The organism is Catonella sp., assembly GCF_052169795.1.
In the GTDB taxonomy this organism is placed as follows: domain Bacteria; phylum Bacillota; class Clostridia; order Lachnospirales; family Lachnospiraceae; genus Catonella.
This window is the reverse complement of record NZ_JBQNBU010000088.1, coordinates 1-8,060: the sequence shown is the minus strand read 5'-3', so window position 1 is coordinate 8,060 and position 8,060 is coordinate 1. Positions and strand designations below refer to the sequence as shown.

The following is an 8,060-nucleotide window of genomic DNA, read 5'->3' as shown; positions in this document are numbered from 1 at the left end:
ACATTTTAGGTAAATTTACTGAAATCAGTATTGAGTGTGGTAATTAAATGGTGGTATAATGATATATAAATATTAATGAAATTAAATTTCAGGAGGTAGCTTATGTTATCATTACTTTCAGGTGTGGGAGCATTTTTAACTGATCAGTTTATTAAAGGTCAGGTTGAAAAAGGTAAGATAGAAGATGGTGAGCAGTATTTTGGAGATTTAATTACTATCAAAAAATCTATGAATAAAGGTCTTATTATGAATAACCTTGAGGAAAGGCCGAGGTGGGTACTTTCATGGGTTTCTGCGATATTCGGTATGACTGCTTATGTTTATCTTTTAACCCTTGGTAAGAAACATAGAAAACTTAAAAGATTTGGACTTGCACTTCTAATGGGAGCAGCAGCTTCAAATCTCTATGACAGGATTAAGAAAGGTGGAGTTACGGATTATTTTGTAATCAAGGGCATACCTAAGGTGATTTTTAATTTAGCAGACCTGGTTATTATATTCGGGGCAATAGTTTCCGTAATTGGAGAAATTGTAGGCAATGATGAATGATTTTATATCGAGTTTAAATGTATAAGTTTGTTATAATGAGGTAAATAAAACAGAGCTTCCGTCTGAAAATGGCGGAAGCTCTGTTTAGTTAGAAAACTTGTTTTATTTATTATCACTTTTAAGTATAAACACAACAAACCTTATGAGCGTATAGGCTACTAATAAGACAGCCATTATGGTTTCGAACAATACAATAGGTGAAAGCCATGGCTTTGGAGTTTCAATGTCTTTTGAAAAAGCCATAAACTGTTTAGAAGCTATTGCACTTATTACAAAAGGAAAGGTAAATGATGCCCAGCTTGGGAAAAATGGTTTTGTAATAAGTCTTGCCATCTGTATGAATGAGAAGACATACAAAAGAGTGGCAAGAACCCATAATGCCATTAAGAAAGCAGGAGATTTAGACTCTACCGCCTGTACATATCCTGCAATCAAAAGACTGGCAGGAGCACCATAAATACAGATGAGATGTTTAGCAGGTAAAGGTATTTCTTTTTCTTTAGTATAGCGTATAGTAACTAGTACTAAGAGTACAAGAAAAGTAACTAAACCGAACCAAAACAAAATTTCACCAAGACCCTTAGCGTCGAAAGTGGGAGCTGTAACGGCTGCAACTACTATTCCGACATAAACTATATACCAGCTGGCAAAAACCTGTGGAAGTTTTAGCTTTAATAAAAAGGTAACTGTAAAATATATAATTAAAAGTGAATGCAGTATAATTGCTATATACCAGATAGCAAGAGATGCACTGCCGATTACAGGCTTAAGATAGCCTGCAAGGAGCATTAAAGCCATTGAAAATGTACCTGATACGGAAGCTGTTACAGGGTTTCGCATATCCTCCTTGAATTTATCAGGATTAGTTGCACATCTGATAATAAATAAAATCATCAGTAAACCTGCAATAGCACCGCAGATGAGGCGAGCAGTTTCGGAATAGCTTTGTACAAGGTTTCCTAAGGCAGCAAGCCCCAGTATAACCCCACAAATCGGCATAGGCATTTTTGCGATTTTGTGCATTGGGATGTCCTCCTAATATGAAATAGTATGCAAACGGAATTATGCAGTTACCATAGCTTTTTCCGCCTTTTTAGCAGCCTGACGCTCTTTAGCCCAGTAGGTATCTGGCTCATTGTCTTCATCAATATTTTTGACACCTAACTCACGACAGACAATTTCTCCAACTTTCCATGCACATAAGCCTGTAAAGTATATACACTGTCTTTTATGCTCACCTTCTGCCATGTTATATTCACGGGTAAGTACACGACAGCAAGTAGCGTTTTTAGTATTATAAACCTTGAACCAGTCATGAAGTTCATGAGTAAAGCCCATTACTTTTACAACTTCAGGGTCTTTTGGACCACGAGGCTCAGTTCTTCCAAAAAGTAAACCGAGTGCAAGCACTCCGCCGTTAAGTGCTCCACAAAGGCAGCCGGAACGCCCAACACCTACGGACATTCCTGAAGACATTGCTATTACAGTGTCGGGAACATCCAGTTCAAAATTATCGCGGATGGAACGGACAAGTGCCTCACAGCAGAAAAAACCGCCTTTATAGCTATCTTCTGCGTCCTTTTGTATTTTTCTAAGACTGACTTCTTTTACTTTTACTTCCATATTATTATCTGCCTTTCTACTAAATCTGCCTTAAGTTCATGAGGCTTAAAGCGATAGTTACAAATTTTTAAAATTGTCGATTTTCCGGAAATTTGTGACAGATTAGTGTGACATGGCTATTATACATGAATGTTATGGAAAAAAGAAGTCAATTCAGGCAGTAATAGTAAAATACAATAAAGTCCGGATATAATAGAAAAAGGCTATATAATAAGTTAGTTATATGAAACTTTTATAAATACTTATAATTCTTAGCCAGCCTTTCAAAGGAAGCGTAAGCATTATCAATGACTTTTGGAGCTACACAGTAGGCTATTCTCACATAACCGGAACAGCCAAAGGCAGAGCCGGGTACAAGGAGCAGTCTTTCTTTTTTTGCATTTTCAGCAAAAATTCGGTCATCATAAGGAGTTTCCATAAAAAGGTAAAATGCACCTTCAGGGTATATATAAGAGAAACCGAGCCTGTCAAAAATATCCATCAGTTTATTTCTGTTATCTTCATAGATACTTATATCAATACTTTCGGTAAGGCACTCTGCTATTGCCAATTGCATAAGAGAAGGAGCATTTACAAAGCCTAATATTCTTGTAGCAGTATTAGCTGCGGCAACCATATTACTAAAGTCTTCAATCTCATTGGGGATAACGAGATAGCCTATACGCTCGCCCGGAAGGGAAAGAGATTTACTATAAGAATAACACACAATGGTATTATTGTAATATTTGGTAAGATAGGGGACTTTAACACCGTCATACACAAGTTCCCTGTAAGGCTCATCTGAAATGAGGAAGATGGTATGGCCTGTTTCTTTGCTTTTTTCAGAGAGAATATCTGCAATAGCTTTAATATCATTTTCAGAGTATACTACACCTGTAGGATTGTTTGGAGTATTTACAATTAATGCCTTGGTTTTAGGAGTGATTGCTTGGCGTAAGTCCTCTATATCGGGCTTAAAACTTCCGGCAATATTAGGTTTTATGGGAACAAGTACAGCCCCAAAGTTATCGGCATAGTGTTTGTATTCTCCAAAGTAGGGTGAAAATGTAAGTACCTCATCATCAGGATTTAAAATGGTTTTGAATGCCACATTCAGTCCTCCGGCAGCCCCAACAGTCATTATTATATTGTTAAATGAAAAATCTGTGCCAAAGCGTTTATTTAAGGAGAGTGCTATTTTTTCACGAACCTCTTCGTAACCGGAATTATTCATATAACCATGAAGATAGTCAGGCTGAATGTTATCTACAATGGATTTGATGATGGTTTTTAGCCTTTCAGGCGGGTACACACTTGGGTTTCCCAAACTGAAATCATATACATTTTCTTGTCCAAACTTTTCAGCCATTTTCTTTCCGTCTTCAAACATAGCCCTTATTACTGAACTGTTTTCAAGTAAATTTTTTATTTTCTCAGAAACCATATATCCTCACTTTCTTATTTGACATCGTTCTGCCATTATGATAGCATAAAATCTTAAAAGATACACTAGAAATTTGGAGGTATATATGAGAGTACTTATTGCAGAAGATGATTTTGCCAGCAGGAAGTTTATGCTTAGATTCTTTGAAAAATATGGTGAATGTGATATAACGGTGGATGGGAAAGAAGCGGTTGAGGCATTTACAATGTCACTGGAAATGGATGAACCTTATGACCTTATATGTTTAGATATAATGATGCCGGAAATGGATGGACATCAGGCACTTAAGATGATAAGAAAAATAGAAGAAGAAAATAATATTTCTGAAGAAAATAAAGTAAAAATTGTTATGACCACAGCTCTAAGTGAAACAAGACATGTAACAAAGGCTTTTGAAAATGGATGCACTGCTTATGCAGGAAAGCCGATAAATCAGGAAAAGTTGGTAGCAATGCTCAAAAAATTTAATTTGATTGAAGAATAGATATGAAAAAAGAGAGTATTTTAGATGAAGAGGCCTATATCTACAGGCATAATGATAATGAGGATGAAGGCGATAAATGGAAGAGGATGAGCAGAAAGCAAAAATGGGCTTATTTCAATGATTATTATAGGAATAAGTTGATTGGAGTTGTAATTTTGGTTGCAGTCATCGTTTTATTAGTTTATTCCATGCTTAAGCCAAAGCCTGATGTAGTAGTTTCTATAGCAGTACTAAATGATTATTGGAATAATGAAAAAGTTGAAGAATTGACTAAGGAAATAGGAAAATACCTTGAACTTGAGGAGGGCAAGCAGGAAATATGGATTGATGATACATATTTTTTAAAAGAAACAGGAATAGGTAATGAAATTGCCAACACACAAAGACTGGTAGCTAGGTTTGCGACAGGAGATATTAATGTTGTAATAGCTGAAAGACCTACATTTGAAGAGTATGTTAAAAACGGAACTTTTCTTAAAATATCCGAATTACTTGACGATGTTAATTTGTATAGAGATAAAATTGTATCAGACGGTTATGGAATAAGCCTTGATGGGACTAATTTTTTAAAAGAGGTACAGAGTTATCAGAAAGAGTCGGTTTTAGGTGTTTTAGCAAATGCAGATAACGAAGATTACAAATATCTGTCAAAAATAATTAAGTATATTTTACAAAAATCTTAAAATAGAAAAATTAGCATAAATATGCTTGACAATTGATATTAGCAAATTTATACTCGTTTTGCTGGGAGATTTGAGGTTAATTATATAAATGTATCAGTATTTGAAATGAGGGTAGCGATGAGCAGTAATCCATATAGAAATAGTAGGAATTCTTATAGAAGAAGACGCCAAAAAGAAGGAAGAGTACTGGTTGCATTAGTGGTTGTAACAATAATGGCAGCAGGTATAATGGGGCTTTATGGAGTGATAAATCTTTTTACGGATGATGGTATGTCACTTAAGCACACACAGACTGCAAGTTCAGTAATTCAGCCGATATCAGATGAAAATAATGGAAGTACCCTACAGGGAAATAATGTTGTTGGACAGGGTTCTTCTTTACAGACAGAGAGTAAAGTGACGGCAAGTGCGAGTACGGGAGGGATAGAGACTAAACCGGACAATGCAGCTGTTGATAAAAAGACTGATGATTCAAAAAAGGTTGATATAAAAAAACTCGTGACGGCCGAAAAAAGTGCAGAGGAAGAGCATTATAAGGATACTGTGTTTGTGGGAGATTCCAGGACACAGGGACTTCAGATAAATGCAGGGCTTAAGAATCCTGATTTCTTTGCAGGAAGAGGCTTGAATGTAAAAAATGCACGTACTGAAAAAGTAGTTAAAAATGCTAAAGGTAAGACTGTTACAGTAATTGAGGCACTTAAAGATAAAAAGTATAGAAAAGTATATATATGTTACGGAATAAATGAACTAGGATGGCCTTATACCAATATCTTTGCTGATGAATATAAGAAGACTATAGAGGCTATAAAGGAAATACAGCCGGATGCAGAAATAGTAGTTCAGGGAATTTTACCTGTTACTGAAAAGAAGTCTAAATCGGATAAGATATTTAATATGAAGAACATAAAGAAGTTTAATAAGGTTATCAAAGAAATGGCAGAGGAGATTGGAGTTACTTATGTGGATGTATCACCTGCTGTTTCAAATAAAAAAGGTTTTCTTCCAAACAATGTTACTCCTGACGGAGTGCATATGGATAGGGAATATTGCAAGAGGATTCTTGCATATATAGTAAATATGAATTATTAAGAGTGAGGATGATGAAATGAGAAAAAAAACAAACAGAATTAAGATGGTGGCAATGCTTTCTTTATTAACACTCACAGCTTCAACAGTATTATATGGCTGTGGTGGAAAAGGTGAAACAAAGAGTTCAGCTAAAAGCATGAATGAGACCGCTGCAACAAGCAGTAAGGCAGCAGCTGTGGATGTAACTAAGGTGGCAGATAGGCTCAAGGATGAGATTAAGTACGATGATAAACTTGCAGAGCCGGAGGCAGAAACAATTGACATTCTTTATCCGGGTCTTCCTAGTGACAAGGTAAAGGCTAAAAAGGTTTATATATCAAGCTCAGGTGGCACTGCGGAAGAGATTGCATGCTTTGAAGCAGCTGATGAAGAAAGTGCAAAAAATATAGAAACCTTGTTAAATGAAAGGATTGAGATTCAGAAGGCAAGCTTTAAGAACTATGTTCCGGAAGAACTTAAAAGACTTGATAAGGCATTTGTTATTAGAAAAGGAAATAACATCTACCTTTCAGTTTCGGCTGATCCTGACAAGGCTAAGAGCATTATAGAAGAAAATTAATATAAGAGGGCAGGTTCGTACTGAGAAGGAGCGTTCCTGTCCTAAATTTACATATTGGAGAAAATTATGATATTTGCAGTAGATATGGGTAACAGCAACATAGTTTTGGGCTGTTTAGATGGGAAAAAGTTGATATTTGAAGAGAGGCTTGCTACTAATATAGGTAAGACAAGCCTTGAGTATGCTATAATGTTTAAAAATTTGTTTGAACTTTATGATAAGGTACCGACTGAGGTAGAAGGCTGTATCATCTCTTCTGTAGTACCGCAGCTAACCGACACAATAGCAGATGCAGTTAAGAAGGTATGTGGCAAGTCCCCTATGATAGTAGGTCCCGGAATAAAAAGTGGAATCAATATAGTTATAGACAACCCGGCACAGCTTGGGGCGGATCTCATAGTAGGTGCAGTAGCAGCTGTAGATGAGTATGAACCACCTTTTATTATAATAGATATGGGAACGGCTACTACTTTCAGCTATATAAATGAAAAAAGACAGTTTATAGGAGGGGCTATAATGCCGGGGGTGGTAACAGCATTAAACTCCCTTGTAAGCGGAACCTCACAGCTTATAAGAATAAGCCTTGATGCACCTAAAAAGATTATTGGAAGCAATACCATAGACAGCATGAAAAGTGGAACTATATATGGAAATGCTGCAATGTTAGATGGTATGATAACAAGGATAGAAGAAGAAATGGGAAGGGAACTTTTGACAATAGCTACAGGAGGACTTGCGAAGCTGGTAGTTCCATATTGTAAGAAGAAGATTGTTGTGGATGACTCTCTTTTGATAAAGGGGCTTGGGATTATTTACGAAAAGAATAGAAAATAGTGAAAAAATTGTGTATAGCTTGCAATTTGGATTGTGCATGTATATAATTGTACACAATGAAGTTGTGTAAATAAATCTTAGAAAGGGAGTTAAATGGAAGATAATAAAAATAATAGGTCCGGTGATGATAATTCCGGAGGAGGGATGAATAAAAAGGCAGGAATTATAACTATAGTTGCGACTATAGTAATTTTTCTACTGTTTATGTATGGAATGAACCTCATAAAACAGGGGGTAAATAGGGAAATAAGCTACAATGAATTTGTTAAGATGATAGATGAAGGTAAGGTAAAGTCCGTACTGCTTAAGCAGGGAAAGATAGAGATTACTCCAAATTCCTCTACTAATGACTTATATACACCTACATATTATACAGGGTATATTGGAGATAATGATCTTGCAAGCAGGCTTTTAAAAGCGAATGTTGAGGTGCGTTCTCCTTCTCCTGATGCAACTCAGGGCATACTTGAATTTTTTGCAATATATATACTTCCCCTTGTAGGAATTTGGGTAGTTATGTATCTCATTTACCGTTCATTTTCTAAGAGTGCAGGCGGAATGATGGGAGTTGGAAAGAGTAATGCAAAGGTATATGTAGAAAAGCGTACAGGAATTACTTTTGCAGATGTAGCCGGTGAGGATGAGGCTAAAGATTCACTTCGTGAAATGGTGGACTTTTTGCATAATCCTAAAAAATATGCCGAAATTGGAGCAAAACTTCCTAAGGGAGCATTACTTGTAGGCCCTCCCGGCACAGGTAAGACCTTGCTTGCAAAGGCAGTTGCAGGAGAGGCGAATGTACCGTTTTTCTCA

The 8,060-nt window shown here is 36.3% G+C and carries 10 protein-coding genes; 7 read left to right on the top strand and 3 right to left on the bottom strand.

All coding sequences use genetic code 11. From position 1 onward, the window contains the following. Positions 1-102: 102 nt before the first annotated feature. The gene (locus ACTTKP_RS10155) at positions 103-549 is read left to right on the top strand and encodes a signal peptidase II (protein WP_442553790.1); all 447 of its coding nucleotides are present in this window, start codon (positions 103-105) and stop codon (positions 547-549) included. Positions 550-651: 102 nt separating this feature from the next. Here the strand turns inward: ACTTKP_RS10155 and ACTTKP_RS10150 are convergent, their stop codons facing one another. The 3 genes from ACTTKP_RS10150 to ACTTKP_RS10140 form a co-directional block, all read right to left on the bottom strand. Continuing rightward, positions 652-1,572, bottom strand: coding sequence for a TDT family transporter (locus tag ACTTKP_RS10150; RefSeq protein WP_442553789.1), 921 nt, complete (start codon positions 1,570-1,572; stop codon positions 652-654). A gap of 39 nt (positions 1,573-1,611) precedes the next feature. Continuing rightward, on the bottom strand, positions 1,612-2,172 hold the full coding sequence (locus tag ACTTKP_RS10145) for a C-GCAxxG-C-C family protein (protein WP_442553788.1): 561 nt from the start codon (positions 2,170-2,172) through the stop codon (positions 1,612-1,614). Positions 2,173-2,404: 232 nt separating this feature from the next. Next, positions 2,405-3,595, bottom strand: a complete 1,191-nt coding sequence (locus ACTTKP_RS10140; RefSeq protein ID WP_442553787.1) for a pyridoxal phosphate-dependent aminotransferase — start codon at positions 3,593-3,595, stop codon at positions 2,405-2,407. 85 nt (positions 3,596-3,680) lie between these two features. Between ACTTKP_RS10140 and ACTTKP_RS10135 the strand changes: the two genes are divergently transcribed. The 6 genes from ACTTKP_RS10135 to ACTTKP_RS10110 all read left to right on the top strand — a co-directional run. Next, positions 3,681-4,079 (top strand): response regulator, encoded by a 399-nt coding sequence (locus ACTTKP_RS10135; protein WP_442553786.1) that lies wholly within the window; start codon positions 3,681-3,683, stop codon positions 4,077-4,079. A 2-nt stretch (positions 4,080-4,081) separates the two neighbouring features. Beyond that, a complete protein-coding gene (locus ACTTKP_RS10130) occupies positions 4,082-4,762 on the top strand; it encodes a hypothetical protein (RefSeq protein WP_442553785.1) in 681 nt (226 codons plus the stop codon). A 117-nt stretch (positions 4,763-4,879) separates the two neighbouring features. Next, positions 4,880-5,854: a GDSL-type esterase/lipase family protein gene (locus ACTTKP_RS10125; RefSeq protein WP_442553784.1), complete on the top strand. Its 975-nt coding sequence runs from the start codon at positions 4,880-4,882 to the stop codon at positions 5,852-5,854. 16 nt (positions 5,855-5,870) lie between these two features. Beyond that, entirely contained in the window at positions 5,871-6,413 is a 543-nt protein-coding gene (locus ACTTKP_RS10120; protein ID WP_442553783.1) for a DUF4358 domain-containing protein, read from the top strand. Between the two features lie 66 nt (positions 6,414-6,479). Continuing rightward, positions 6,480-7,247, top strand: coding sequence for a type III pantothenate kinase (locus ACTTKP_RS10115; RefSeq protein ID WP_442553782.1), 768 nt, complete (start codon positions 6,480-6,482; stop codon positions 7,245-7,247). Between the two features lie 93 nt (positions 7,248-7,340). Next, positions 7,341-8,060, top strand: a 720-nt coding sequence (locus tag ACTTKP_RS10110; RefSeq protein WP_442553781.1) for an ATP-dependent metallopeptidase FtsH/Yme1/Tma family protein, incomplete at its 3' end; no start/stop codon positions are given.

Bases quoted from the DNA above. Each gene is read 5' to 3' on its own strand.
- ACTTKP_RS10155 (WP_442553790.1), top strand. From the start codon at position 103: ATGTTATCATTACTTTCAGGTGTGGGAGCATTTTTAACTGATCAGTTT.
- ACTTKP_RS10150 (WP_442553789.1), bottom strand. From the start codon at position 1,572: ATGCACAAAATCGCAAAAATGCCTATGCCGATTTGTGGGGTTATACTG.
- ACTTKP_RS10145 (WP_442553788.1), bottom strand. From the start codon at position 2,172: ATGGAAGTAAAAGTAAAAGAAGTCAGTCTTAGAAAAATACAAAAGGAC.
- ACTTKP_RS10140 (WP_442553787.1), bottom strand. From the start codon at position 3,595: ATGGTTTCTGAGAAAATAAAAAATTTACTTGAAAACAGTTCAGTAATA.
- ACTTKP_RS10135 (WP_442553786.1), top strand. From the start codon at position 3,681: ATGAGAGTACTTATTGCAGAAGATGATTTTGCCAGCAGGAAGTTTATG.
- ACTTKP_RS10130 (WP_442553785.1), top strand. From the start codon at position 4,082: ATGAAAAAAGAGAGTATTTTAGATGAAGAGGCCTATATCTACAGGCAT.
- ACTTKP_RS10125 (WP_442553784.1), top strand. From the start codon at position 4,880: ATGAGCAGTAATCCATATAGAAATAGTAGGAATTCTTATAGAAGAAGA.
- ACTTKP_RS10120 (WP_442553783.1), top strand. From the start codon at position 5,871: ATGAGAAAAAAAACAAACAGAATTAAGATGGTGGCAATGCTTTCTTTA.
- ACTTKP_RS10115 (WP_442553782.1), top strand. From the start codon at position 6,480: ATGATATTTGCAGTAGATATGGGTAACAGCAACATAGTTTTGGGCTGT.